The 25,509-nt window shown below is 60.3% G+C and carries 23 protein-coding genes; 17 read left to right on the top strand and 6 right to left on the bottom strand.

Annotated features, from left to right (window positions below; all coding sequences use genetic code 11):
* Window positions 1-34 precede the first annotated feature (34 nt).
* The 8 genes from yajC to miaA all read left to right on the top strand — a co-directional run bounded on the left by yajC (window position 35) and on the right by miaA (window position 9,062).
* Entirely contained in the window at window positions 35-358 is a 324-nt protein-coding gene (gene yajC / locus DKK66_RS14595; RefSeq protein WP_045845176.1) for a preprotein translocase subunit YajC, read from the top strand.
* Between the two features lie 72 nt (window positions 359-430).
* Complete coding sequence (secD, locus tag DKK66_RS14590; protein ID WP_062788492.1) at window positions 431-2,272, top strand: protein translocase subunit SecD; 1,842 nt, start codon at window positions 431-433, stop codon at window positions 2,270-2,272.
* 14 nt (window positions 2,273-2,286) lie between these two features.
* Complete coding sequence (secF, locus tag DKK66_RS14585) at window positions 2,287-3,222, top strand: protein translocase subunit SecF (RefSeq protein ID WP_131359310.1); 936 nt, start codon at window positions 2,287-2,289, stop codon at window positions 3,220-3,222.
* Between the two features lie 80 nt (window positions 3,223-3,302).
* Window positions 3,303-3,947 carry a DedA family protein gene (locus tag DKK66_RS14580; protein WP_045845179.1) on the top strand — a complete coding sequence of 215 codons (645 nt, stop codon included), beginning with the start codon at window positions 3,303-3,305 and terminating at the stop codon, window positions 3,945-3,947.
* A gap of 78 nt (window positions 3,948-4,025) precedes the next feature.
* Entirely contained in the window at window positions 4,026-5,924 is a 1,899-nt protein-coding gene (mutL, locus tag DKK66_RS14575) for a DNA mismatch repair endonuclease MutL (protein WP_131359308.1), read from the top strand.
* A gap of 29 nt (window positions 5,925-5,953) precedes the next feature.
* On the top strand, window positions 5,954-6,508 hold the full coding sequence (locus DKK66_RS14570; protein WP_045845181.1) for a thymidine kinase: 555 nt from the start codon (window positions 5,954-5,956) through the stop codon (window positions 6,506-6,508).
* A 78-nt stretch (window positions 6,509-6,586) separates the two neighbouring features.
* Window positions 6,587-8,014: an exodeoxyribonuclease I gene (sbcB, locus tag DKK66_RS14565; RefSeq protein ID WP_131359306.1), complete on the top strand. Its 1,428-nt coding sequence runs from the start codon at window positions 6,587-6,589 to the stop codon at window positions 8,012-8,014.
* 70 nt (window positions 8,015-8,084) lie between these two features.
* A complete protein-coding gene (miaA, locus tag DKK66_RS14560; RefSeq protein ID WP_131359304.1) occupies window positions 8,085-9,062 on the top strand; it encodes a tRNA (adenosine(37)-N6)-dimethylallyltransferase MiaA in 978 nt (325 codons plus the stop codon).
* Window positions 9,063-9,125: 63 nt separating this feature from the next.
* Here miaA and DKK66_RS14555 read toward each other — a convergent pair whose 3' ends face one another.
* Complete coding sequence (locus DKK66_RS14555) at window positions 9,126-9,473, bottom strand: RidA family protein (protein ID WP_062788479.1); 348 nt, start codon at window positions 9,471-9,473, stop codon at window positions 9,126-9,128.
* Between the two features lie 657 nt (window positions 9,474-10,130).
* Here DKK66_RS14555 and DKK66_RS20190 point away from each other — a divergent pair.
* From DKK66_RS20190 to DKK66_RS14545, 3 genes are all read left to right on the top strand, one after another.
* Window positions 10,131-10,277, top strand: a complete 147-nt coding sequence (locus DKK66_RS20190; protein WP_165494185.1) for a hypothetical protein — start codon at window positions 10,131-10,133, stop codon at window positions 10,275-10,277.
* A gap of 383 nt (window positions 10,278-10,660) precedes the next feature.
* Window positions 10,661-12,301: an NRAMP family divalent metal transporter gene (locus tag DKK66_RS14550; protein ID WP_131359302.1), complete on the top strand. Its 1,641-nt coding sequence runs from the start codon at window positions 10,661-10,663 to the stop codon at window positions 12,299-12,301.
* Window positions 12,302-12,421: 120 nt separating this feature from the next.
* On the top strand, window positions 12,422-13,126 hold the full coding sequence (locus DKK66_RS14545; RefSeq protein ID WP_045845186.1) for an MgtC/SapB family protein: 705 nt from the start codon (window positions 12,422-12,424) through the stop codon (window positions 13,124-13,126).
* A 65-nt stretch (window positions 13,127-13,191) separates the two neighbouring features.
* On the opposite strand, the gene DKK66_RS14540 is transcribed toward DKK66_RS14545, so the two are convergent.
* A complete protein-coding gene (locus DKK66_RS14540; protein ID WP_131359300.1) occupies window positions 13,192-14,367 on the bottom strand; it encodes a fatty acid desaturase in 1,176 nt (391 codons plus the stop codon).
* Between the two features lie 142 nt (window positions 14,368-14,509).
* Here DKK66_RS14540 and DKK66_RS14535 point away from each other — a divergent pair, with 142 nt between their 5' ends.
* A complete protein-coding gene (locus DKK66_RS14535) occupies window positions 14,510-16,111 on the top strand; it encodes a YdgA family protein (RefSeq protein ID WP_242673501.1) in 1,602 nt (533 codons plus the stop codon).
* Window positions 16,112-16,198: 87 nt separating this feature from the next.
* On the opposite strand, the gene DKK66_RS14530 is transcribed toward DKK66_RS14535, so the two are convergent.
* Window positions 16,199-16,399 (bottom strand): (2Fe-2S)-binding protein, encoded by a 201-nt coding sequence (locus DKK66_RS14530; protein ID WP_045845189.1) that lies wholly within the window; start codon window positions 16,397-16,399, stop codon window positions 16,199-16,201.
* Between the two features lie 81 nt (window positions 16,400-16,480).
* On the opposite strand from DKK66_RS14530, the gene DKK66_RS14525 reads away from it, so the two are divergent.
* Genes DKK66_RS14525 through mnmA form a run of 3 tightly spaced genes read left to right on the top strand, consistent with a single transcriptional unit; the run spans window position 16,481 to window position 18,581 of the window.
* Window positions 16,481-16,927 (top strand): NUDIX hydrolase, encoded by a 447-nt coding sequence (locus tag DKK66_RS14525; RefSeq protein WP_131359296.1) that lies wholly within the window; start codon window positions 16,481-16,483, stop codon window positions 16,925-16,927.
* A 23-nt stretch (window positions 16,928-16,950) separates the two neighbouring features.
* Complete coding sequence (locus DKK66_RS14520) at window positions 16,951-17,508, top strand: hypothetical protein (RefSeq protein WP_052693739.1); 558 nt, start codon at window positions 16,951-16,953, stop codon at window positions 17,506-17,508.
* A complete protein-coding gene (gene mnmA, locus DKK66_RS14515) occupies window positions 17,505-18,581 on the top strand; it encodes a tRNA 2-thiouridine(34) synthase MnmA (RefSeq protein ID WP_045845191.1) in 1,077 nt (358 codons plus the stop codon). The genes DKK66_RS14520 and mnmA overlap by 4 nt, the downstream gene beginning before the upstream one ends.
* 45 nt (window positions 18,582-18,626) lie before the next feature.
* On the opposite strand, the gene DKK66_RS14510 is transcribed toward mnmA, so the two are convergent.
* The gene (locus DKK66_RS14510) at window positions 18,627-19,403 is read right to left on the bottom strand and encodes a helix-turn-helix transcriptional regulator (RefSeq protein ID WP_131359294.1); all 777 of its coding nucleotides are present in this window, start codon (window positions 19,401-19,403) and stop codon (window positions 18,627-18,629) included.
* Window positions 19,404-19,583: 180 nt separating this feature from the next.
* Here DKK66_RS14510 and DKK66_RS14505 point away from each other — a divergent pair, with 180 nt between their 5' ends.
* Together DKK66_RS14505 and DKK66_RS14500 are read left to right on the top strand one after the other, a co-directional pair.
* Complete coding sequence (locus tag DKK66_RS14505; RefSeq protein ID WP_131359292.1) at window positions 19,584-20,399, top strand: carbon-nitrogen hydrolase family protein; 816 nt, start codon at window positions 19,584-19,586, stop codon at window positions 20,397-20,399.
* Window positions 20,400-20,484: 85 nt separating this feature from the next.
* Window positions 20,485-21,819 (top strand): APC family permease, encoded by a 1,335-nt coding sequence (locus DKK66_RS14500; RefSeq protein WP_131359290.1) that lies wholly within the window; start codon window positions 20,485-20,487, stop codon window positions 21,817-21,819.
* 71 nt (window positions 21,820-21,890) lie between these two features.
* On the opposite strand, the gene speA is transcribed toward DKK66_RS14500, so the two are convergent.
* Complete coding sequence (speA, locus tag DKK66_RS14495; protein ID WP_045845195.1) at window positions 21,891-23,771, bottom strand: arginine decarboxylase; 1,881 nt, start codon at window positions 23,769-23,771, stop codon at window positions 21,891-21,893.
* 356 nt (window positions 23,772-24,127) lie between these two features.
* A complete protein-coding gene (locus tag DKK66_RS14490; protein ID WP_131359288.1) occupies window positions 24,128-25,417 on the bottom strand; it encodes an FAD-binding oxidoreductase in 1,290 nt (429 codons plus the stop codon).
* Window positions 25,418-25,509 lie beyond the last annotated feature (92 nt).

Below are 25,509 nucleotides of genomic sequence, written 5' to 3'. Positions count from 1 at the left end.
TATCAACAACACCTAAATAACAAGGGAGCAAACAATGCCCTTCATCGATAAAGCTTTCGCCGCCGGTGCCGCACCGGCCGGTTTCGACATCATGTCTTTCCTGCCCATGATCGTCATTTTCGTTCTGTTCTGGTTCCTGATGGTTCGCCCGCAGCAGAAGAAAATGAAAGAGCACCAGAAGATGTTGTCGGAAATCCAGAAGGGTGACGAAGTCATTACCCAAGGTGGTGTTCTGGGCCGCGTGGTCAAAGCCGGCGAACAGTTCCTGACCCTGGAAATCGCCAATGGCGTGGAAATCAATGTGCAGCGCCCGGCCGTTACCGGCAAGGTGGAAAAGGGCACGCTGAAGTCCCTGTAATTCCCCAGGACGGCCGTCAGCCCGGTCATAACGGGTGACGGCCAGTTTCGTTTCCTACCTCCGATATCACTCATGAACCGCTATCCTCTCTGGAAATACCTCGTCATTGCGGTAGCCCTGATCATTGCCACGATCTACACGCTGCCCAACTTCTACGGCGAGACTCCTGCGGTACAGGTCTCCAGCACCCGCCAGTCCATTCCGGTGGACACCGCCCTGATGGGCCGCGTGGAAGAGGCTCTGAAAGCCCAGAACATCAGCCCGGACGGTCTTTATCTGGACGGCAGCAGCCTGAAGATCCGCTTCAAGGACGCCGACACCCAGATCAAGGCGCGGGACGCCATCCAGCGTGCGCTGGGTGACAGCTACATCATTGCGCTGAACCTGCTGCCGGCATCGCCGCAGTGGCTGGCCGACCTGAAAGCCTACCCCATGTTCCTGGGCCTGGACTTGCGCGGTGGCGTGCACTTCCTGCTGCAGGTTGACATGCAGGCTGCCATCGACAAGACCATGGAACGCTACGCCGGCGACATCCGCCGCGAGCTGAAGAACAAGCAAGTGCGCTACGGCACCATCAAGCGCAATGGCAATGTGCTGGAAGTCCAGCTGCGTGATGCCGACACCCTGAAGGCCGCGCAGAACGTAGTCAGCCGCACCCTGCCCACCCTGGTGCTGAACAGCGACGATGCCAATTACAAGCTGACCGCCACGCTGAAGCCGGAAGAAGTCACCAAGATCCAGAGCGATGCGGTCAAGCAGAACATCTCCACCCTGCATAACCGGGTGAACGAACTGGGCACGTCCGAGCCCATCATCCAGCAAGCCGGCCCCAACCGTATCGTGGTGGAACTGCCTGGCATCCAGGACACGGCCCGCGCCAAGGACATCATCGGCCGTACTGCCACGCTGGAAGTACGCATGGTGGAAGACGACCAGGGCAAGGTCAGCGATGCACTGGCCGGCAATATCCCGGCCGGTTACGACCTGCTGGACGAAGCCACCTCGCGCGGCGACAGCAAGATTCTGGTGAAGAAGGACGTGGAACTGACCGGCGACAACATCAACGATGCGCAAGCGGGCTTTGATGAAAACGGTGCTCCGGCAGTACACATCAATCTGGACTCCACCGGCGCTTCCATCTTCCGTCAGGTAACGGCGGAAAACATCGGCAAGCGCATGGCGATGATCCTGGTGGAAAAAGGCCGTGCCGAAGTGGTGACTGCACCTGTCATCCGCTCTGAAATCGGCGGTGGCCGCGTGCAGATCTCCGGCAGCATGAACCCGGCAGAAGCCAATGACACCGCCCTGTTGCTGCGCGCCGGTTCGCTGGCCGCGCCGATGAACATCATCGAAGAGCGTACCGTCGGTCCGAGCCTGGGCAAGGAAAACATCGAGAAGGGCTTCCACTCCACCCTGTGGGGCTTTGCTGCCATCGCGGTGTTCATGGTGATCTACTACGGCGTGTTTGGCGTGTTCTCCGCCATCTCGCTGGCGGTCAACGTGTTCCTGCTGCTGGCCATCCTGTCCATCCTGCAGGCCACGCTCACCCTGCCCGGCATTGCCGCCATTGCGCTGGCGCTGGGTATGGCGATTGATGCCAACGTACTGATCAACGAGCGTATCCGTGAAGAGCTGCGCAATGGCGTGCCGCCGCACTCGGCCATCCAGGCCGGTTACGGCCATGCTTGGGCGACGATTCTGGACTCCAACGTCACCACCCTGATTGCCGGTCTGGCCCTGCTGATTTTCGGCACCGGCCCGGTACGCGGCTTTGCCGTGGTGCACTGCATCGGCATCCTGACTTCCATGTTCTCCGCCGTACTGGTATCGCGCGGTCTGGTGAACCTGTGGTACGGCCGCCGTCGCAAACTGACCTCGCTGGCCATTGGCCAGGTGTGGAAACCTGAGAAATAAGGACGGGACAGACAATGGAGCTTTTCCGCATCAAACGGGATATCCCGTTCATGAGCTACGGCAGGTTGACCACGGCGATTTCGCTGGTCACCTTCATTCTTGCCGTGTTCTTCCTGGCTACCCGCGGGCTCAACTACAGTGTTGAATTCACCGGCGGTACCGTGCTGGAAGTGCAGTACCAGCAGTCGGCCGACCTGAACCTGATCCGCGATACCGTGGACAGCCTCAAGCTGGGCGAAGCCACCGTGCAAAGCCTGGGCAGCAGCAGCGACGTGATGATCCGCCTGCCGAACAAGCCGGGCACCACCTCTGCCCAGCTGTCGGAAAAGGTGATGGGCCTGCTCAAGGCCAAGGACGGCACCGTGCAACTGCGCAAGGTGGACTTTGTCGGCCCGAGCGTGGGTGAGGAGCTGGTTTCCCACGGCCTGACCGCTGCCATCCTGGTGTGTCTGGGCATCATGGCTTACCTGGCCCTGCGCTTTGAATGGCGCTTTGCCGTGTCGGCCATCATTGCCAACATGCACGACGTGGTGATCATCCTTGGCTGCTTTGCCTTCTTCCGCTGGGAATTCTCGCTGACCGTACTGGCCGGCGTGCTGGCCGTATTGGGCTACTCGGTGAACGAATCGGTGGTGGTGTTCGACCGTATCCGTGAAAACTTCCGCAAGCCCGGCCTGCGCGGCAAGACCACGGCCAGTATCATCGACAATGCCATTACCGCCACCATGAGCCGTACCATCATCACCCACTTTTCTACCGAAATGATGGTGGTGTCCATGCTGGTATTCGGCGGCCCGGCACTGCACGGCTTTGCCATGGCACTGACCATCGGCATCGTGTTCGGCATTTACTCGTCGGTACTGGTGGCCAGCCCGATCGCGCTGTGGCTGGGTGTCAGCCGCGAGCACATGATCAAGCCGACCAAACCGAAAGAAGAAGCGGTGGTCTGAACCTGACCCTGCATCTGCTGTAATGACTGGCCGGCTTGTCCGGCCAGTTTTTCATCCCCCACAGAACAAACCGGTGTCCCATGGAAGCCATCACTTTTCTGCTCGACTTCATCCTGCACATCGACGTCCATCTGGCCCAGCTGGTGGCCCAGTACGGCGTATGGATCTACGCCATCCTGTTCCTCATCATCTTTTGCGAAACCGGCCTGGTGGTGACGCCCTTCCTGCCGGGCGACTCGCTGCTGTTTGTCGCCGGTGCGCTGGCTGCCATGGGCAAGATGGATGTGCACATGCTGGTGCTTCTGCTGACCGTGGCCGGCATCCTGGGCAATACCGTCAACTACACCATCGGCAAACTGCTGGGCGCACGGCTGCTGCAACGCTTCCCGCGCCTGATCAAGCCGGAATACCTGGCCAAGACGCACGCCTTTTACGACCGTCATGGCGGCAAGACCATCATCTTCACCCGCTTCGTGCCCATCATCCGCACCTTCGCCCCGTTTGTGGCCGGCATCGGCAGCATGGGCTATCGCCAGTTCACCGTGTACAACGTGGCCGGTGCGGTGCTGTGGGTGGCCGGCTTCTGCTATGCCGGTTACTTCTTTGGCAACCTGCCCTTCGTGCGCAAGAACCTGGAGCTACTGATCTTCGGCATCATCTTTGTGTCCTTCCTGCCCGCCATCATCGAGTTCTGGCGGCACAAGCGCGCCGCACAGCGCCAGTAAGCCTTGCCCGCTCCCGCACGCTGCGGCGGGAGCATTGCCCTACCCTTCCTGCCAGTCCGGCATTATCATCGACGGCCTATGAAACGCATTCACAAGCTCCCTGATCACCTGGTCAACCAGATTGCCGCTGGCGAAGTGGTGGAACGCCCCGCCTCTGCCCTGAAGGAAATGCTGGAAAACAGCCTGGATGCCGGTGCCAGCAAGATCACCGTCGACCTGGCCCAGGGCGGCATCAAGCTGATCCGCGTCACCGACAACGGTGGCGGCATTGCAGCCGATGATTTGCCGCTGGCGCTGGACCGCCACGCCACCAGCAAGATTGCCTCGCTGGACGACCTGGAGCAGGTGGGCACACTGGGTTTTCGCGGTGAAGGACTGGCCAGCGTGGCTTCGGTCTCGCGCCTCACCCTTACCAGCCGTCCCGCCGACAGTGCACACGCCCACCAGATCATCGCCATTGACGGCGCACTGCATCCGGTAGAGCCCGCCGCGCACGCGCCCGGCACCAGCGTGGAAGTGGTGGACCTGTACTTCAACACCCCGGCGCGGCGCAAATTCCTCAAGAGTGAAAACACCGAATACGCCCACTGCGAGGCCACCTTCGAGCGCATTGCGCTGGCCCATCCGCAGGTGGAGTTCATGCTGCGCCACAATGGCAAGGTGATCTGGCGCCTGCCGGCGCAAGACATGCAGGCGCGGGTGGCAGCCCTGCTGGGCAAGGACTTCATTGCCGAAGCCATCACGGTGGAAACCGCTGCCGGCAGCATGACGCTGAACGGCTTTGTCGGCTCGCCCACCTACTCCAAGGCCAGCCGCGACGCACAGTATTTTTATGTGAATGGCCGCTTTGTGCGTGACAAGACCGCCCAGCACGCGCTGCGTCAGGCCTACCGCGATGTGCTGCATCACGAGCGCCACCCGGTGTATGCGCTGTTCTTGTCTATGGACCCGGCCGGCGTGGACGTGAATGTCCACCCCACCAAGATCGAAGTGCGCTTTCGCGAAAGCCAGGCCATCCACCAGTTTCTGTTTCACAGCATCAACAAGGCACTGGCCGCCACCACCGCTGGGAGCATCAGCCCGGTACCGGCGCAGGGCGACATCAACACCAGCGCCAATGTCAGCGAACCGCAAGCCACACTGTTTCCGCCGCGTAGCCCGGCCCCGGCATCCGGCAGCAGCCACACCCCGGCGCGACCTTTCAGCTACCAGCAGCAGAGCATGCCGCTGCATGTGGCGCGTGAAGCCATTGGCACTTACGACAAGATGTTTGGCGGCCTGCGTGAAGAAGAAAGCCGCCGCCTGGCCGAGGAAACAGCAGTACCAGCCAGCCCCCTGCCCGCCATGCTGTCGCCAAGCCAGTTGCAAGCCCTGCCGCAAGCCAGCGAGGGCATTCCGCCGCTGGGCTTTGCACTGGCCCAGCTGCATGGGGTCTACATCCTCAGCCAGTGCGAGGACGGGCTGATCGTGGTGGACATGCATGCTGCCCACGAACGCATTGTCTACGAACGGCTGAAAACCGCACTGGAAGCCGACACCATTCCGATGCAGCCCTTGCTGCTGCCGGTGTCGTTTGCCGCTGACCGTATGGAAGTGGCCACCGTGCACGAGCATGGCGAGCAGATGAAGCAACTTGGCGTGGAACTGGCACCGCTGTCCCCCACCCAGGTTGCCGTGCGCGGTGTACCGGTGTGGCTGCAGGATGGCAACCCGGTTGATCTGGCCCGCGCCGTGCTGAAGGATGTGCGCGAATTCGGCCTCAGCCAGGTACTGACCGAGCGCCGTAACGAGCTGCTGGCCACCATGGCCTGCCACGGCGCAGTACGCGCCAACCGCCAGTTGACGCTGACCGAGATGAACGCCTTGCTGCGCGACATGGAAAACACCGAACGCTCCAACCAGTGCAATCATGGCCGCCCCACCTGGTCGCGCCTGAGCATGAAAGACCTGGACAATCTGTTCATGCGCGGGCGCTGAACCACACCGGACCACAAGACAGAACACCTATGGCCAAACTGTTTTTCCGCTACGCCGCCATGAACAGCGGCAAGAGCACCCAGTTGCTGCAGATCGCCAACAACTACGAAACCATGGGCAAGCAGGTTGCCCTGTATACCGCCGCCATTGACGACCGCTTTGGCGTTGGCATGATTTCCTCCCGGCTGGGCATCCAGCGTCAGGCACACACCTTTGCCGGTGATACCGACTTTTTGTCACTGGATTGGGCCGGCATCAGCTGCATCCTGCTGGACGAAGCCCAGTTCCTGACGCCGGATCAGGTCTGCCAGCTGCACCGGCTGGCCCACACCCGCAATATCCCGGTGATCTGCTTTGGCCTGCGGGTGGATTTTCAGGGCCACCCCTTTGCCGGGTCCACCTGGCTGCTGACGCGCGCCGAAGAGATTGAAGAAATCAAGACCATCTGTGCCTGCGGCAAGAAAGCCACCATGCATATCCGCATCAATGCCGATGGCAGCCGCGTGGTACAAGGCCCGCAAGTAGAGATAGGCGGCGAGGCGCGCTATCGCGCCGTGTGCGGCCGCTGCTTCCATCAGGGCTGACCCGCCGGCCCTTGCGCCGCCCGGCAGCCTTGCCCCAGACTGCCAGCCTCCGCCTCGTTCAACCATGACGCTACCGCCATGCATACATTCTTCTGGCACGACTATGAAACCTTCGGCGCCGTGCCGCGCCAGGACCGCCCCTCGCAATTTGCCGGGGTACGTACCGATGCCGAGCTGAACGAAATCGGCGAACCCGTCATGCTGTACTGCCAGCCCGCGCCAGACTACCTGCCCGCACCGGAAGCCTGCCTGCTCACCGGCATCACCCCGCAGCACTGCCTGCAACACGGAGTGGCCGAGCATGAGTTCGCCGCGGTGATCGAACGCGAACTGGCCGCCCCCGGCACCATCGGCGTGGGCTACAACACACTGCGCTTTGACGATGAAGTCAGCCGCTTTCTGTTCTGGCGCAACCTGATCGACCCCTATGCCCGCGAATGGCAGAACCAATGCGGCCGCTGGGACATTCTGGACCTGGTGCGCGCCACCTATGCGCTGCGGCCGGAAGGCATTGAATGGCCACAACACGAAGACGGCCGCCCCAGTTTCAAACTGGAACACCTGTCCGCCGCCAATGGCCTGCTGCACGAAGCCGCCCACGACGCGCTGTCCGATGTGCGCGCCACCATTGCCCTGGCGCGGCTGATCAGGCAAAAGCAGCCCAAGCTGTTCGACTATTACCTCAGCCTGCGCAAGAAAGACGCGGTAAAGGCACAACTGAACCTGCACAAACCGCAGCCGCTACTGCACATCTCCGGCATGTACGGTGCCGAGCGCGGCAATCTGGCCATTGTCTGGCCGCTGGCCCAGCACCCCACCAACAGCAATGAAGTGATTGTATGGGACCTGGCCTTCGACCCGGCCATGCTGCGCGGCCTGAGTGCCGACGACATCCGCCAGCGTATCTACACCCGCACCGAAGAGCTGCCGGAAGGTATTACACGGCTGCCGCTCAAGACCATCCACATCAACAAATCGCCCTTTGTCGTGGCCAACCTCAAGGTACTGGGTGCAGACCGGGCAGCGCACTGGGGCGTGGACATGGTGCAGATACAACAGCACGCCGCCAGCGCCGCCGCCCTGCCCGACCTCAGCCACACCTGGCGGCAGGTGTATCGCCGCGAAGCGGGCGAGCCGCGCGATGTGGACGAAAACCTGTACGGCGGCTTTGTCAGCAATAACGACCGCAAGGTGCTGAACAAGCTGCGACTGAAATCCGCCGCCCAACTGACGGGCGAGATGGCCTTTTTCGAAGACGCCCAACTGGGTGAATTGCTGTTCCGCTACCGCGCACGCAACTTCCCCAGCAGCCTGTCAGATGAAGAAAGCCAGCGCTGGCGCGACTGGTGCCAGCACAAGCTGCAGGATGGCGTGGGCGGGCGCAACCTGGCGCAGTTCCAGCAGGAAATGGCCGCCGTACGCGAGCGCGAGCTGACACCGGCCCAACAGGACATCCTGCAACAGCTGGACAACTACGCCGCCAGCCTGCTGGCGCCACAGCCGTAAAAGCAGTTCCGGGGCGGATGCAGCTGTGCGACAATCCCGCCCCAGACCCTGCCAGCACAAAGACCACACCATGTCACTCACACCCGATGCCATTCTGTTGATGGGCCCCACCGCTTCCGGCAAGACCGGCCTCGCGCTGGCGCTGGCCCGCCATTTCCCGGTGGAAATCATCAGCGTGGATTCGGCCCTGGTGTATCGCGGCATGGATATCGGCAGCGCCAAACCCACACCAGACGAAATGGCTGTCTGTCCGCACCATCTGATTGACATCATCAGCCCGCTGGAGACCTATTCCGCTGCGCAGTTTCATGCCGATGCCAACCGGCTGATCGTTGAAATCCGTGCGCGCGGCAATATGCCGCTACTGGTGGGCGGCACCATGCTGTACTACAAGGCGCTGCTGGAAGGCTTGTCCGACCTGCCGCAAGCCGACCCGGCCCTGCGCGCCGAACTGGATGCCGAAGCCGGCCGTATCGGCTGGCCCGCCATGCACGCCAGACTGGCCGTACTGGACCCGGACACCGCCGCCCGCCTGAACCCCAATGACGCGCAGCGCATTCACCGTGCGCTGGAAATCTGCCTGCTCAGCGGCCAGACCATGTCCAGCCTGATTGCCCGCGGCAAGGAAGCCGCCGCCGACTTTAACTGTCTGCCGCTGGCACTGGTGCCGGAAGAGCGCAGCTGGCTGCACCAGCGCATTGCCCAGCGTTTCGAGCTGATGCTGCAGCAAGACTTTCTCTCCGAGGTTCGCCGCCTGCGCCAGGACTACCCGACGCTCACGCCCGACCTGCCCTCCATGCGCTGCGTGGGTTATCGCCAGGCATGGGACTATCTGGACGGGCTATGCAGTGAGGCGGAATTCATCGAACGCGGCGTGGCTGCCACCCGCCAATTGTGCAAGCGCCAGCTCACGTGGATGCGCAGCCTGCCGGTGCTGCCGGTCAGCGCGCAACGCGCCGACCTGACTGATAGCGTGCTGCAGGCCTGTAGCGATTTCATCACCGGTAAGCCGGTGGCGGATACATTGCGCTACACAGGCAGTTTCTGAGTACCAGACTCACACAAGAAAAAACCCGCCGTAGCGGGTTTTTTACATTCAGCCAGACAGCGCTCAGCTGGCAGCCACCAGCTTGATTTCCACTTTCCATGCCGGGTTGGCCAGCTTGGCTTCCACAGTGGCCCGCGCCGGCACATTGCCAGCCGGTACCCAGGCGTCCCAGGCAGCATTCATTGCATCGTAGTCCGCCAGGCTTGCCAGGAAAATGGTGACATCCAGAATCTTGCTCTTGTCCGAGCCCAGTTCGGCCAGCAGGGTGTCGATCTGGGCCAGTACATTGGCGGTTTGCGCCTGGGCGTCGGCATCGGTGTTTTCCGGCACCTGACCGGCGAGGAAAATCATGCCGTTGCACACGGCGGCTTCGGCCAGACGGGCGCCCTGCTTGTGACGATAGATGCTCATGCTGCTTCCTTTGCTGCAAGGTGGGAAAGCGCAGATTTTACCGCTAAAGCAGGCGGTACACAGTGCCTCCCCCTGGGCGAGCATGGTGCCAGCTGCAAAAAACCGGCGTAAAAACGGCAAGAACGCACCGCTGCAACGGTGATGATACAGTCGCCGAACTTTTTTGCTGCGATGGCACAAAAAGCCGTCAATCGCGATTGACACCCGCAAACAGCGGGGACTAGAATCCGCGCATCTTTTTAATTCAGGTCTACTGCCTTGGACTGCCCCAGTCATCAACAAACTGTTTTGAGCTGATCCGCCAAGACCTGCGCCGTATTCCCCCGCCGCCGTCTTGTCAGATCAAGATGGTGCGCACCTGCTTCACCCCCCTTGTTTTATCCCCGTGCACCCCGCCCTACCAGTTGCCCGTGCAGCATTGTGCTGTCGCTAAGCCCTGCCTTGTCGCCCAGCTTGCGCTTGCAGCCAGATGCCGCATTGCGTTGCTGACTCCGCAGCCTCTGCGTCCGACCCGGCCACAGACGAGAAAGGAGCCGCCATGCCATCAGACAGCAATCGATGTCCTTCTTTGCCCATGAAATCTTTCACGGGTAATGCCTGATCCGTCTGCATCCGACACCATCAGGCAGCGCCCGAAGCCACTTCAGGAGCCTGATCATGCACTACGCAATGCTGCTGTCCACAGAACAGAACCAGGCCCGGCAACTGCCGGACCACTATGAATTCGTCTGCCACGATGAAAGCGTGTGGAGCTGGCTGTACCGCCACCTGCGCATCGCCCTACGCGGCCGCAAGCAGGCTTGAGACTGCCTGCCCGCCGACGTCCGGCAAACAGTGATTGACCGGCATCGCCAGATGCCAAGACCAGGAAAAGGACAAACATGGACCCCTACCCCAGTAGCGCGGTCGCACAGAGCAGCATGACGGCGAGCAGTACGATGAGGATGCCCTATCGCCACTGACATCCCCTTCTCCTCCCGCCTCCCCTCTGTGTGACCTCCCCGACCCGGCCCTTGTGCCACGCCGTTTTGCCGTACCGACCTCGCCACGACAAGCCAGCAGGATGCCTGGATATCTCGCGTTTCATGCCTGCCATGAGACCAGACATCCATACCCCCTGAAAGGCAGATCCGAGCCGTCGGACCGCACCAGAATGCTTATGCAGTAACAGTTTCAGGGAGTAACACATGTCCAAACAAGATAACCGCACCGCCGTACTGGATAGCGCCCACATCGGAGACATCCGCGGCGCACTGGGCACCATCCGTCACAACGACACCGATGCCCGCCATGGCTGGATGGCCAAATTCAAGACCCTGCTGGCCATTCTCGGCCCCGGCCTCATCGTGATGGTGGGAGACAACGATGCCGGTGCCTTCAGCACCTACGCCCAGGCCGGACAAAACTACGGCACCTCGCTGCTGTGGACGCTGGCACTGCTGATTCCCGTCCTGTACGTGAATCAGGAAATGGTGCTGCGCCTGGGGGCCGTCACCGGCGTGGGCCATGCCCGGCTGATCCTCGAACGCTTTGGCAAGTTCTGGGGTGCCTTCAGCGCCATCGACCTGTTCCTGCTCAATGCGCTGACCATCGTCACCGAATTCATCGGCATCAGCCTGGGGATGGATTTTCTGGGTGTACCCAAAATTGTCGGCGTGGGCCTGGCTGCGGTATTCATCATGCTGTCGGCCAGTACCGGCGACTTCCGCCGCTTCGAGCGCTTTTCGCTGATTCTGGTGGCCGGCAGCCTGCTGCTGGTTCCCATCCTGGTGATGGTGCACCCGCCGATGACCCAGGTGGCGCATGATTTCCTGGTGCCGCAAATGCCGGCTGGCGGCAAACTGGCCGACGTGATGCTGCTGATCATCGGTATTGTCGGCACCACGGTGGCACCGTGGCAGCTGTTTTTCCAGCAAAGCTATCTGATCGACAAGCGCATCACCCCGCGTTTCATCTCTTATGAGCGTGCCGATCTGTGGCTGGGCATTGCACTGGTGGTGATTGGTGCGGTAGCCATGATTGCCTTCACCGCCCAGGTGTTCATGGGTCATCCGGAGTTCGGCAACTTCCAGGATGCCGGCGCGGTCGCCAATGGGCTGGCCAAATACTATGGCCGCCTGCCCGGCACGCTGTTTGCCATCGCCCTGATTGACGCCAGCATCATCGGCGCCATGGCGGTATCGCTGTCCACCGCTTATGCGCTGGGCGATGTACTGAGCCTGAAACACTCGCTGCACCGCAAGCCGGGTGACGCCAAGGGCTTCTATGCCATGTATTGCGGCCTGATCGTGCTGGCTGCCGCGCTGGTGCTGATTCCGGGCGTACCGCTGGGCCTGCTCACCAATGCCGTGCAAACCCTGGCCGGCGTGCTGCTGCCCAGCGCCACCGTCTTCCTGCTGTTGCTGTGCAATGACAAGGATGTACTGGGCCCGTGGGTGAATGGCCGCTTCTTCAATGTGCTGTCGGCCATCATCGTGGCGGTACTGGTGCTGCTGTCCATCATCCTGACTGCGGCCGTGGTCTTCCCCGACATGTCAGGCGAAACCATCAGCAATATCCTGATTGGTGGCAGCGTGATCGGCCTGATCATCGCCATCGTGGTGAACGTGCTGCATGCCCGCGAAGAAATGGAAAAGGGCCAGGCTCCGCATCACAAGGCACGCAAGGTGGATTTGCATCACATGCATACCTGGCGCATGCCGGCGCTGGACCAGCTGCCCCCGCTGGTGCTGTCACAGCGTAACAAGCTGTGGATGGCCGTGCTGCGTGGCTATCTGGTCGTGGCCATGGGCATGGTGATCTACAAGGTTGTCGCCTCCATGCTGTAACACCCTGGCAGGACGCCATGGTCCTGCCCTCCCCTCGCATGACAGCTGGCGGTTTCGTCAGATTGCAACCGCCAGCTGTTACACATACGCCTGCACCAGACCATAACAACAGGAGGCTGCATGCACTTCGAATTTTCTGTCTTTACCCATTCCTTTATCGCGCTGGTCACTGCCTTTTTGCTGGGCTCGGCCATCGGTTACGAGCGCCAGGTGCGTCAGCGTACTGCCGGCCTGCGCACCAATGCACTGGTTGCGGTGGGCGCAGCTGCTTTTGTTGATCTGGCCATGCGGCTGGGCGGCAATGAAGGCGCCACTCACGTGGTGGCCTATGTGGTATCCGGCGTCGGTTTTCTGGGTGCCGGCACCATCATGAAGGAAGGCCTGAATGTACGCGGGCTGAATACCGCCGCCACCTTGTGGGGTTCGGCCGCTGCCGGTGCCTGCGCCGGAGCAGGCCTGCTGGATGCGGCCTTACTGGATGCCATCTTTGTGCTGGCCGCCAACACCCTGCTGCGCCCGGTGGTGAATTCCATCAACCGCACTCCGCTGGATGATGAGCACAGCGAAGTCACCTACCAGCTGTGCGTGATCAGCGACGAGGAACAGCAAAAGCTGGCTTTCTCCATGATAGACGCGCTGCTGGAGCGGGCGCAGTACCCGCTGGGTGATATGAATGTCGAGCCATTTGGTGATGACGATGTGGAAATCACCGCCACCTTGCTGTCGACTTCGGCCGACTCCGCGGTACTGGAAGGGATTGCCGCCCAACTGACTGCCATGCCTTACATCAAGCAGGCCTACTGGAACCAGAGCATTACCGAATAACCATCTTGTTTGCCCATAAAAAAACCCGCCAGGAGGCGGGTTTTTCTTGTGCCAGACCAAACGCATCAGGCCACGGCGGTCGTACGCAAATTCAGGGCAAAACGCTCCAGCGCGGCAATGCCGGATTGCTCGGCTCGCAGGCACCAGTCCTGCAGCTCGTGCAGCAGCTGCTCACGCGTCAGCGAGGAGCGTTCCCACAAACGGCACAGCTCCTGACGCATGGTATACACCGTTTGCAGGGTGGGACTGTGCTGCAACAACAGTTCCAGTTGCGCCTTGTCACACTCCGGCGTGTCCTTGGCATCCTGTTTCAGCCAGATTTTCATCTTGCGCGACAGATCGTCCATATCGGGCAGGCTGACTTGTTCCAGCTCCTTGCGATACACCTCTTTGAGCTCGCGCGCATAACGTGCGGCAATGGCATAGCGGTTGGAAATGATGGCCTGCAGATGTTCCAGGTCCAGCTGCGGACGGCTGGCATCCTGAGCCAGACGCGGTGCCACGCGGCGTACCTTGGCCAGATGGCAGATCTCCAGCATGCGGATATACATCCAGCCAATATCAAACTCGTACCATTTGTACGACAGCTTGGCCGAGGTGCCGAAGGTGTGGTGATTATTGTGCAGCTCTTCACCACCCACGATGATGCCCCAGGGAAAAATATTGGTGGACGCATCTTCGTTCTCGAAATTGCGATAACCCCACCAGTGTCCCAGGCCATTGATGACCCCCGCCGCCCAGAACGGAATCCACACCATTTGCACCGCCCAGATGGACAAGCCGGCCGGGCCGAACAGCAACAGGTCGATGGCCAGCATCAGGAAGATGCCCTTGCCAAAGTGTGGTGTGTACAGCTTGTGCTCGATCCAGTCATCGGGCGTACCGTGACCGAACTTGTCCATGATGGACTGATCCTTGCAGGCGGCGCGGTACAACTCCACGCCTTCCCACAACACCTTCCTGATACCCAGGATCTGCGGGCTGTGCGGGTCTTCCGGGGTTTCGCACTTGGCGTGATGCTTGCGGTGGATGGCGGCCCACTGCTTGGTCACCATGCCGGTGGTCAGCCACAGCCAGAAACGGAAGAAATGGCTGGGCAGCGGATGCAGGTCCAGCGCACGATGCGCCTGATGGCGGTGCAGAAAAATGGTGACCGAGGCAATGGTGATGTGCGTCAGTACCAGGGCAACGACGATATACCCCCACCACGGGAGATCCAGCAAACCGTTAAGCCAAAACATGCGGGCAGACAACCTTGTAAATGGGCAATCCTCCATTTTAACCAATAGACATGGCAGTGTCAGGGTGTTTTCTAAGGTTCGACTTGCGGCGTGCATGGTGTACCATAGGGCCTTATTCCACACACCCTTCAGAAAAACGCTTGTGTTGCCAAAACGACGTCTGATTATTGCGGGAGCCACCCTTGGTGGCCTGTTGGTGTTCAATGGCGCGGCTGCCTTCTGGGCCGGCATGAAAGCCGAAGACACGCTGGAAGAACAGTACAAGATGCTGGCCAGCCTGCCCGTATTCAAGGTGAAGTCCCACAGCTATGACCGCGGCTGGTTCTCCTCCACCGAAACCACCGAGCTGGAATTCAATCGCCGCCTGTCCGGGCCGTACGAGAGCATGCTGCCGGACAACTTCAAGCCCTTGTTGAACTCCACCATCAAGTTCACCAACCACATCAAGCATGGCCCCTTCCCCGGCCTGTCCAGCCTGGATTTCCGTCCTGCACGCGCGCTGGTCACCACGGAATTCGCCATGAGCGATGCCACCCGCAAAACGCTCAAGACCTTCTTTGGCGACAAGGACCCGATCACCATCACCAACCGGCTGGGTTTTGGCGGCGGTGGCGCACTGAACATCAATGTGCCGTCCTTCGACTATGAAGAAGCGCTATCCGGCGTGAAGATGAAATGGAAAGGCTTCGACCTGAAGCTGGACTATGCATCGGGCTACAAGGAATACAAGACCGAAGCCAATTCGCCGGGCTTCCTGCTGGAAGCCTCCAGCAAGGGCAGCCTGGCCTTTGACGGCGTGCGTTATGTGTCCGACATCCGCCCCGGCGCCACCGGCATCAAACTGGGCACCAGCGAATTGACCGTGGGCAATGTGCAGCTCAACTGGAAAGACAGCGTTCCTTACAGCATCAAGCTGAACGAGCTGGTTTACCTGATGACGCGCATGCGGGTGGGTGAATTCATCAACCCGTCCGGCGAATTCAAGCCGTCGGCGGTGTCGCTGAAGAATTTCCGCTACCAGATTGTCAGCAGCGAGCAGGACGAATTCGTCAATACCCGCGGCAAGCTGGACTTTGCCGAGTTCAACTACAACGACCAGCACTACGGCCCGATGCGACTGGACGTGTCGGCCAACCATCTGCACGGCCCCACCCTGCTGAAACTGGATCAGGCCATCAGCCAGATTCCGTTCGAAGGCGTGGACCCGGCGGTGTTGCGCAAGCAGTATATCGACACCATCAAGCAGACCGGCATTCCGCTGCTCACCAACAATCCCAAGCTGGTGATCAACGACTTCTACCTGAAGATGCCCAGCGGCGAAACCACACTGCAAGGCAGCCTGGGGCTGAACGGACTGCAGCAGGCCGACCTGAACAACTCCACCGCCTTCCTCAAGCGTTTTGAAGTGGAAGCCAAGCTGAGCCTGCCGCGCAAGACCCTGGAAAACCTGGTGGTGGCGCAAGCCCGCACCCTGTTCATGGTGGACCAGAGCGCGGAAGTGCAGCCGAACATGGGTGAAGTGGAAGACCTGGCGCGCAATCTGCTGGATAGCCAGCTGACGCAGTGGAAGGATGAAAAATTCATCAATGAAGACAAGGGGCAGATTTCCACCCAGCTGAATTACAAGGGCGGCAATCTCACCATCAACAGCAAGAAGGTTGCCCTGCCATGGGAAGAGCAGGAAGACCCGGCGCCGGACGCCTCGGCACCGGCAGCCAAGAAACAGTCCAGTGCTGGCAAATAAGCAATCGGCACAAATAGCAAAGGGGGCCAAGGCCCCCTTTTTTTACGCCACTGCCGACGTCATTTCATCACAACATGCCCTGCCCACTCAGGCAACAGCACGCCCCGGATGACAGGCACTCATCTGCTGCAGCGTTTCCTTGCGCAGCTGGTTGGCACAACAGGCACACTTGCCGCACTCGGAAGCCACACCCAGCTCTGCCCGCAGGTCACACATGCGAGTGGCACCGTCTTCTACTGCCTGACGGATCTGGCTGTCGGTTACCGCGTTGCACAAGCAGACATACATGGCACAAACCCTGAATGAGAATAATTCTCTGTATGGTATTTTCAAATAATAACGATTGTCAATTACATTAGGAGCAGTCACATGCAATGGAAGCCGAATACCACAGTGGCCACCATCGTGGAACGGGATGGTCGCTACCTGATGGTGGAAGAAGAAACCGAGCAAGGCCTGCGTTTCAACCAGCCCGCCGGTCATCTGGAACACGGTGAAACCCTGTTTGCGGCCGCCATCCGCGAAACGCGCGAGGAAACCGGCTGGGAGGTGGAATTACAACACCTGGTGGGCATTTACATGGTGGACAAACCGGACAGCGACATTACCTGGCTGCGTTTTGCCTTTGCCGCGCGTGCGGTGCAACATCACCCGGCAGAAAAACTGGATGCAGGGATTGTCAGCGCGCACTGGCTTACTTACGATGAAATCGCCGCCCGCCTGTCGCAACACCGCAGCCCGGTTGTCATGCAATGCCTGGATGACTACCGGCTGGGACAACGCTTTGCACTGGACCTGATTCACCATCAACCCTGAAGCTGGCGGCAAGGGAGGAAACCTTGCGCCACCTTCACCTGCTGCTGCGCCGCTGCCTGTGGCTTGGCATGCTGCTTGCCGCCGGGACGCTACATGCGGACCCCTTGCAGCTCTGTTATGATTACGGCTGCGCCAAACAGCTGGAAGTGGAAATTTCCGAAGAAGCCCGCGACTGGCTGGCCCGGCTGTTCGAGCATCCGCAGGATGCCAGTACCGAACGCAGCCAGATCCAGCGTGCCGTCCAGGCCCTGTACTGGCTGTCGGCACAAGACAGCCCGCTGTGGCACGACAAGGGTGGCGACCGCTTCGACAACGATGCCGACGGCCGCATGGACTGCATCGATCACAGCCATAACGACTCAGCCTTCCTGCAGTTCCTGGCAACCCAGGGCTGGCTGCATTTTCACCGGGTCGACCCCATTGTGCGACGTACCCGCTGGCTGGTGACCCAACACTTTGCCAGTCATATCACCGAGCAGGACACCGGCCAGGAATGGGTGGTGGACAGCTGGTTCAATTCATTCGGGGAACCACCCGTAGTGGTGCCCCTGGCTCTCTGGAAAGAAGGATTTTCCCCGTGACGGGTAAGAAACGTATTGTCGTCGGCATGTCCGGCGGTGTGGATTCGTCGGTAACCGCCTGGCTGCTCAAGCAACAGGGCCATGAAGTCATCGGCGTATTCATGCAGAACTGGGAAGACGACAACGACGACGAATACTGCTCCATCAAGCAGGACGCACTGGATGCCATGAGCGTGGCCGACATCGTCGGCATCGACATGGAAATCGTCAATTTCGCCAAGGAATACAAGGACCGCGTGTTCTCGTACTTCCTCAAGGAATACTCGGCTGGCCGCACCCCCAATCCGGACGTGCTGTGCAATGCCGAAATCAAGTTCAAGGCCTTTCTGGACTACGCGCTGGAACTGGGTGCCGACTGCATCGCCACCGGCCACTACGCGCGCAAGATGGAAAAGGACGGCCTGCACTACCTGATGAAGGCAGTGGACCACACCAAGGACCAAAGCTACTTCCTGTACCGCCTGCAGCAACACCAGCTGGCAAAAGCCATCTTCCCGCTGGGCGACATCCGCAAGACCGAGGTGCGCAAACTGGCCGAGGAAGCCGGCCTGCCGACAGCAGCCAAGAAGGACTCCACCGGCATCTGCTTTATCGGCGAGCGCCCGTTCCGCGAGTTCCTGCAACGTTATCTGCCCACCCAGCCTGGCCAGATGGTGACGGCAGAGGGCAAGGTGGTGGGCGAGCACATGGGCCTGATGTACTACACACTGGGTCAGCGCAAGGGCCTGACCATAGGCGGCAGCAAGGATGGCAGCGGCGAACCGTGGTTTGTTGCCGGCAAGGATATTCCGGGTAACAAGCTGATCGTGGTGCAGGGGCATGACCACCCGCTGCTGCTCAAGCCCACGCTGGCGATGAGCGATTTGTCCTGGACGCTGAACGGCGCACCAGCCGCTGGTGAATACGCGGCCAAGAACCGCTATCGCATGGCCGATGCTGCCTGTTCGCTGTCGCCGGTAGTGGATGGCCAGGCCACCCTCACCTTCCGCGAAAAGCAGTGGGCGGTGACGCCTGGCCAGTCTGCCGTGCTGTACGACGGTGATATCTGTCTGGGCGGCGGCATCATTCAGTAGTAAGCAAGCCCGGCATCACACCAAGCCTGCCACGCGCAGGCTTTTTCACGCCCGGCTGGCGCGCAGAAACACCGAAAACAGCTCGGATTGCGAATTGATGCCCAGCTTGCTGTACAGGTGTTTCTTGTGCACGCGAACGGTTTCCACCGATATCTGCAAGCGCTGGGCAATCGCCTTGCTGGAATGACCACCCAGCATCAGCTGCGCCACCTCGTTCTCGCGCAGGGTGAGGCCCTGCCCCTCCAGCCCGACCGGGGCTGCCTGCGGCGCGGGCACAACAGGTTTGCTGGCCGCCAGTTGCTCGAAATGCAGGCGCTGGCGCATCAGGGCCAGCACCCATGGCTGCAACAGGCTCAAGGTCGCCATTTGTTCGGGACTAAAGCGCTGCCCTGCCCCCAGCGACAGGCACAAGGTGCTGCCATCCTCACCGGGCAGGTTGAACTGCACCTCGTCCTCGACAATGTTCAGGCGGAAATAGCGCTGGTAGTAATCGGTAAACGGGAAACGGTCCGGTGCCACCTCGTCCAGCCGCAGCAGCCCGGCATGGCGGTACTCCAGGCTGGCGACATAAAACGGGTCCAGCCGGTACAGGCCCTGCAGATAATCCTGAAACAGCGTATCCACCCCGCCATCGGCCATGGCCTGCTCGGCCAGCACCGTGGGCGGGCGGTCCGGGTAAAACAGCAGCACCACCCAGCTGTCAAAAGCCACATAATCGGCCAGCACCCCCAGCAGGGACGGCCAGAACACCGGTTTGTCCAGCTGATCAATCAAACGCCCCACCGTGCGATGCCAGGCGATATCCTGTATTTCCAAGGCCACGACTACCCCAATCTGGTTACCCACTTGATGTAATTTTCATACGCTTGACAGCAGCCGATACTGAGCCCTGCGCTGACAGCTTCTCAAGCTAGCACGCTTCCAGACTCTCCAACAGCCTCCCTGCAGACAACGGGGCAGCGCCAGCGATGTAGTCTGACAACATTCAACCAAGGAGACAGCATGATTGTAGAACTGGCCCAGCTGCCCGGTGTCGATGGCGACATCCCGGCCAACACCGCCAGCGCCCTGGACGCCATCGCCCGTTGCGGGCCCGATACCCGCCTGCTGGTATTCCCGGAAACCTATCTCAGCGGTTTTCCCACCACCGACAATATCACCGCGCTGGCCCAGCCCATCGACGGCCCAGCCATCCGCACCATCCAGCAGGCGGCACGCGAGAAAAACATCAGCATCGCCATCGGCTTTGCCGAGGCGCATGAAGGCCGCTTTTACAACACCACCGCCCTGCTCACCCCGCAAGGTGTGGCACTGGCTTACCGCAAAACCCATTTGTGGGCATCCGACCACGGCATCTTCACCCCCGGCGATGCACTGGTGAGCTGCGAATGGGAAGGCCTGCGCGTCGGCATCCTCATCTGTTTCGATATCGAGTTCCCGGAAACAGCCCGCGCGCTGGCGCAGCAAGAGGTGGACCTGCTGATTGTCACCAACGGCAATATGGACCCCTACGGCCCGGTGCATCGCACTGCGATTACCGCCCGTGCCATGGAAAACCAGCTGTTCGCAGTGATGACCAACCGCTGCGGCAGCGGTGACGGCCTGCAATTTGCCGGCGAAAGCGCGGTGATCAACCCCTTTGGCCAAGTGGTGGCCAGTTGCGGACGCGACCCGCAACAGCTGCGTGTGGCACTGGACCTGAAGCAACTTGAGGCCAGCCGCCGCGACTACCGTTATCTGCACGACCGGCGCATTGCCCTGGCAGGTGAAGTCATCAACGGCGAAAACGGCCAGCGCAGCTTCCGTATCCGGCACTAGCCACGCCCTAGCAATCACTGGCAGTCAAAACAAAAGAGACAGGCTCATGACAACAAACACAAACATGAGCAACAAAGGAGAAACAATGGAAACGAAACAACTGGAGCGCTCGCTGACGCTGGGCTCCGTGGTGCTGTTTGGCCTAGCCTACATGACGCCCATCATCGTGCTGGGTACCTTTGGTATCCTGGCGCAAATGACCGATGGCATGGTCCCCGCCTCCTATCTGGTGGCGCTGGTGGCCATGCTGTTTACCGCCTACAGCTATGGCCGCATGGCAGCGGCCTTTCCGGTGGCCGGTTCGGCCTACACCTACACCCGCAAATCCATCCACGCCAAGCTGGGCTTTCTGGTGGGCTGGGCGGTGTTGCTGGACTATCTGTTCCTGCCAATGGCCATCTGGCTGATCGGCGCGGCCTATCTGGCCTCGGCCTTCCCCGGTATTCCGATGGCCGTATGGGTGATTGCCTTCATCGTGTTCACCACGCTGATCAATATCGTCGGGCTGAAGATGGCCAATACCGTCAATTACCTGATGATGCTGCTGCAATTCCTGGTGCTGCTGGCCTTTGTCGCGCTGTGCATCCACTATGTGGCGGGCGATGCCAGCAAGCCCTTGTGGAATCTGGCGCCCTTCTTCCGTGGCGACATGAAGCTGCCGATGATCATGGCTGGTGCCGCCGTGGCCTGTTATTCCTTTCTGGGTTTTGATGCGGTCAGCACGCTTACCGAGGAAACCCGCGATGCACGCCATACCATTCCGCGCGCCATCATGTGGATTACCATCATCGGCGGGCTGATTTTCGTGGTGGCGTCCTACTTTGTGCAGCTGGCCCATCCGTCCAGCCAGTTCAAGAGCGTGGATGATGCTGCGTTCGAGATTGCCAAGAATATCGGCGGCGACCTGTTTGCCAGCATCTTCCTGATCGGCCTGATCATCGGCCAGTTTGCCTCCGGCCTGTCGGCGCAGGCCAGCGCCTCGCGTCTGCTGTACGCCATGGGCCGCGACGCGGTGCTGCCGCAGTCCGTGTTCGGCAAGCTGCATGCGCGCTTTCGCACCCCGGTGAACAATCTGGTGATTTGCGGCGTGGTGGCCTTGCTGGCGCTGAAGCTGGATGTGACCACCTCGACTTCCTTCATCAACTTTGGTGCTTTCCTGGCGTTCAGCTTCGTCAATCTGTCGGTGATTGCGCACTACTACGTGCGCCAGCGTCGCCGCGCCCCGCGTGACTTCTTCCTGTTCCTGCTGTTTCCGCTGATCGGCATGCTGGCCGACCTGTGGCTGCTAGTCAGCCTGGATAGCCGTGCCATCATGCTGGGCCTGATCTGGCTGGCACTGGGCATTGCCTATCTGGCCAAGCTCACCGGCTTCTTCCGCCGCGAGCCGCCGGAACTGGATTTTGTCGAAGCCGAAGGCTGATTCCAGCCCTTGCAGACGCAAAAAAGCCCTGATCACTCAGGGCTTTTTCTTTGGCATCAAACCTGCACGGCTTACACCGACAGATAGGACGACTGCTTCAGACCACGGCAGAACTCGGCAAAGAATACATTGCGCTCGTCGCTGGACAGATCGGCCGCACGGGCTTTTTCCTCGTAGCGGTTGAGGATTTCCTCCGGCGACAGGTGCACATAGCGCAGCATGTCTTCGATGGTGTCATGCTCTTCCACGCCGGCAAATTCCAGTTGGCCATTGTCGCGCACATAAACGTTGACCGAGTCGGTATCGCCAAACAGATTGTGCATGTCACCCAGGATTTCCTGGTAGGCACCCACCATGAACACGGCAATCAGGTATTCCTTGCCGGGTTCGACATCATGCACCGACATGCTGGATTCGATGCTTTGCTGGTCGACATACTGCTTCACCTTGCCGTCCGAATCGCAGGTCAAATCCTGTAGCACGGCGCGGCGGGTGGGCTGCTCGTCCAGCCGGTGGACCGGCATGATGGGCAGGATCTGGTCGATGGCCCAGGTATCCGGCAGGCTCTGGAATACCGAGAAGTTGCAGAAATACTTGTCCGCCAGCTTGTCGGTCAGCTCGTCATACACCTGGCGCTGCGAACGCTGGCTGGCTTGCAACTGGCGATGCAGGCGACGGCACAGTGTGGCGTGCACGTCCTCGGCCATGGCCTTTTCTTTCAACGAAATGCGGCCGGCGGAGTACAGATCGGACACATCGGACGCGTAATGGCTGGCGCGGTAATAGATTTCCGTCACCATTTCTTCGTCGGTCAGCTCCATCAGCTCGAACAGCTTGCGCACCGGCTTGGCCAGTACCGACAGGTCCTCCACTTCCGGCACGCTTTCCGGCAGGCGCTCCACGTCGGTCACGTTCATGATCAGCACCGCGTGGTGCGCGGTCATGGCGCGGCCGGATTCGGACAGGATGCGCGGGTGCGGAATGCCGTTTTCGTCGCAGAACTCGGCCAGCATCGACACGATGACCTGGGCGTATTCGTCCATGTCGTAGTTGATGGAGCTGGCATTGCGCGAATGGGTGCCGTCATAGTCCACGCCCAGACCACCGCCCACATCGACGTGGTCAATCGGCAGGCCCAGCGCACGCAATTCGGCAAAGTAACGCACCGCTTCGCGGAAGCCGGCACGGTAGTCGCCGATATTGGCAATCTGCGAACCCATGTGGAAGTGCATCAAGCGCACGCAGTCGGACATGCCGGCAGCAGCCAGCTTGTCGGCAGCGGAAATCAGCTGGGCCGCGGATAGGCCGAACTTGCCCTTGTCACCACCGGTATCCGCCCATTTGCTGCTGGCCAGCGAGGACAGGCGCACGCGCATGCCCAGCATCGGGCGCACGCCCAGCTTCTGGCTTTCTTCAATGGCCAGGTCAACTTCGGATTCTTTTTCGATGACGATGAACACCTGATGACCCAGCTTCTGGCCGATCAGCGCCAGACGCACGAACTCGCGGTCCTTGTAGCCATTGCAGATGATGGTGCCGCCCTTGGGAGCCAGCGCCAGCACGGCCATCAGTTCCGGCTTGGAGCCGGCTTCCAGACCGATGGACACGTCGCGGGTGGCGATGATGCTTTTCACCACCGCTTCTTGCTGATTCACCTTGATGGGGTAAATGGCGGTGTAGCGATTGCCGTAGTTTTGCGTGGCAATGGCGTTGTCAAATGCGCCGCACAGGCGGGTCACGCGGTCTTGCAGGATGTCCGGAAAACGCACCAATAGCGGCAGATCCAGCCCTTTTGCTCCCAGTTGACGGCTCAATTCGTGCAGATCGATACGTGTGGCATGGCGCACATTCGGCTGCACCTGGATGCATCCGTTGTCGCCCACGTCGAAATAGCCCGCCCCCCAATGCCGGATGCCGTACAGGCTCCGGCTATCAGCCACAGTCCAAGCCATGAGATTTTCCCTCAATGATTCGATGGATAACCCCGCTCCTTAGTGCGCGGCTTTCGGGCTACAAAGCTTTTATGTGGGCCTGGGATGTCGGAGCGAAACAATTGATTGTCGGTGTTTTGCATTGCAAAACGAGCGCGGATTTTAACAACATCACGCAGCTTGACAAGTAAAAATTTGATGACGGAACCACAGCGGCATTTTTTGGGGCAAAGCCGTGTCCGGCACAGCCCGGCGTGACGGCAAAAAAACGGCAAATATGCTGCCCGATCAGTCTTTTGACAGCATATCTTCCATTTTGTGGTGCTACACGATAATCATCATCCAACTGGCATGCAAAGGCAGACCAACAACGCGCTTTACAGCGCGTCCTTCATCCGATAATAGGCCATGCCCAGCACCAGTGCTGGCGTGCGCAACAGCTTGCCACCGGGAAAGTCGCGGTGCTGCACGCGGGCAAACACATCCAGCCGGCCTGCGGTGCCGGCAATGGCTTCGGCAATCACCTTGCCGGCAATCCCGGTGACATTGACCCCGTGGCCGGAAAAGCCCTGCATGTAGTAGATATTACCGGCCAGACGGCCCAGGTCCGGCGCGCGATTGACGGTGATGTCGCAAAAACCGCCCCAGGCATAGTCCACCTTCACATCAGCCAGCTGCGGAAACACCCGCAACATATCGCTGCGCATTGCCCCGGCCAGATCGTGCGGCTCGCGCCCGGAGTAACTGACCTTGCCACCAAACAGCAGACGGTTGTCCGCCGACAGGCGGTAATAATCCAGCACGAAGTTGGTGTCACACACCGCCATATTGTTGGCGATCAGGCTGGCCGCGCGTTCACGTCCCAGTGGCTCGGTGGCAATCACATAAGTGCCGGCCGGCATGATCTTGCGCTCCAGCTGCGGCAGCAGCTGGCCAATATAGGCATTGCAGGCCAGCACCACGTGCTGGCAACGCACTTGCCCCTGTTCGGCATGCACCACCGGTTGTGCGCCCTGCTCCAGTCGCAATACCGGGGACTGTTCGTAAATCTTCACCCCGGCGGCGATGGCGGCACGCGCCAGACCCAAGGTGTAGTTGAGCGGATGCAAGTGGCCGGAACGCGGATCAAACAAACCACCCTGATAGCGTTCGCTGCCCAGTTGCTGCGCCAGTGTAGCCTTGTCCCACAGCTGCATGCCGCCATAGCCGTATTCGGTTTCAGCTTCGTGCTGCCAGGCTTCCAGCTCCTGCATGTGGCGCGGCTTGATGGCGGCATTGCAAAACCCACGTGCCCAGTCGCAGTCAATGCCGTGTTTTCTTACCCGCTCATCGATGATGTCCACCGCCTCCACCGACATATCCCACATCACCCGCGCCAGTTCGCTACCCAATTGGGCACGCAAGGTGTCGGTGCCGCAGGCATAACCGGCAATCACCTGTCCACCATTACGTCCGGAAGCACCAAAACCGATGGCGCTGCCTTCCAGCAAGGTGACGGAAAAACCGCGCTCGGCCAGGTTGAGCGCGGCGGACAAACCGGCCAGTCCGCCGCCCACCACGCAGATATCGACACTGACCGCGCCTTGCAGTGGCGGGCAGGCCTCCCAGTGGCTGGCACTGGCCTGGTAGTAGGACGGCACGGCAGGCTGATGGGCGAAGCGGAGCATGAGAACCTCGGTGACAGGAAGTTGAATTGCGTGAAACAAAAGCCATGACTACGGGCGTAAAAAAAGCGGACACACTGATGATGTATCCGCTT

It is taken from the genome of Aquitalea sp. USM4 (assembly GCF_004328945.1).
Taxonomy (GTDB): Bacteria; Pseudomonadota; Gammaproteobacteria; order Burkholderiales; family Chromobacteriaceae; genus Aquitalea; species Aquitalea pelogenes.
Note: the sequence above shows the minus strand (reverse complement) of the source record. Positions and strands in the feature narration are given on the sequence as shown.